This window comes from Rhizobium sp. PDO1-076 (assembly GCF_000247475.1).
In the GTDB taxonomy this organism is placed as follows: domain Bacteria; phylum Pseudomonadota; class Alphaproteobacteria; order Rhizobiales; family Rhizobiaceae; genus Allorhizobium.
This window is the reverse complement of record NZ_AHZC01000318.1, coordinates 1-929: the sequence shown is the minus strand read 5'-3', so window position 1 is coordinate 929 and position 929 is coordinate 1. Positions and strand designations below refer to the sequence as shown.

The following is a 929-nucleotide window of genomic DNA, read 5'->3' as shown; positions in this document are numbered from 1 at the left end:
AGTGGTCATGATCTCCATGGACTTAACGAGATCCTTGATCTCATCGTTGGCCTTGTGCTCGATCTCGTGGTTCAGGTCACCGATGCTGACGGCGACAGCCAGATCGCTTGCACGGCGTAGGCCGCGAGAAATGTTGATTGAAATCCAGATGGCTACGACTGCAGAGAAGACCAGCAAACCTACGACGATGCCGATCAAGATATTGCGCGAATGATCATACTGGACGTTCGTCGCTTCATCGGTGGCATTCAGATCCTTGACGATCTCCTCGTTGAGCCCGTTCATGGCCGCGAGCAGGACCGAGGTCATTTTTGCGCCTTCGTCCATGGAGATCACACCAGCACGCGTATTAGACTCAGGTGTATTTTGACGAGCGAGAGCAATGATTTGGTCCTGAAGCTCAAGCCACGCCGGCAAGGCGGCCCGGAATTCGGCCACCTTGACCCTGACACCCTCGGCCTTTTCGGCGTCGAGGCGGGTGAGGAGCTCATTGATCCTAGTCCGTGCCTCGCTGACTTCCTGGGAATAGGAAGAAATCTGCGTGGGGTCGGTATTGAGGATCGCATTTTTCTCAGCGCGAATAGACAGGTAGATTGTGTCCGAGAGGTCGCTCGAATTGCGCAGGTTGGCAGCTGGTCCCTGAACAATTTCGGTGATAGCCGAGTTCAGTGTCGAGAGATTGTTGATCGCAAGCATTGCCATTCCGAAGGACATCAGAATGATTATGCCGAAGGTGAGAGCAAGCTTGAGTTTGATGGTAAAGCGCATCGTCGCGTCCCCGGGAAGGTGATGGTGATTGAAGGGCTGTGTGGGACATCCCGGGCTTGCATTTTAAGCTACCGGGCAGGAGCCGCCGCTCCTCGCAATCAGCGCATTCTACGCTGAGATCAGGGCGGATCTTCTTGTCCGCCCTGACTCGTCAATTTTAC

The 929-nt window shown here is 54.5% G+C and carries 1 protein-coding gene; it reads right to left on the bottom strand.

Going from position 1 to position 929, the window contains the following annotated elements; translation table 11 throughout:
* Positions 1–768: MCP four helix bundle domain-containing protein (locus PDO_RS15850; RefSeq protein ID WP_007603958.1), on the bottom strand; the 768-nt coding region annotated here is incomplete at its 3' end.
* Positions 769–929 lie beyond the last annotated feature (161 nt).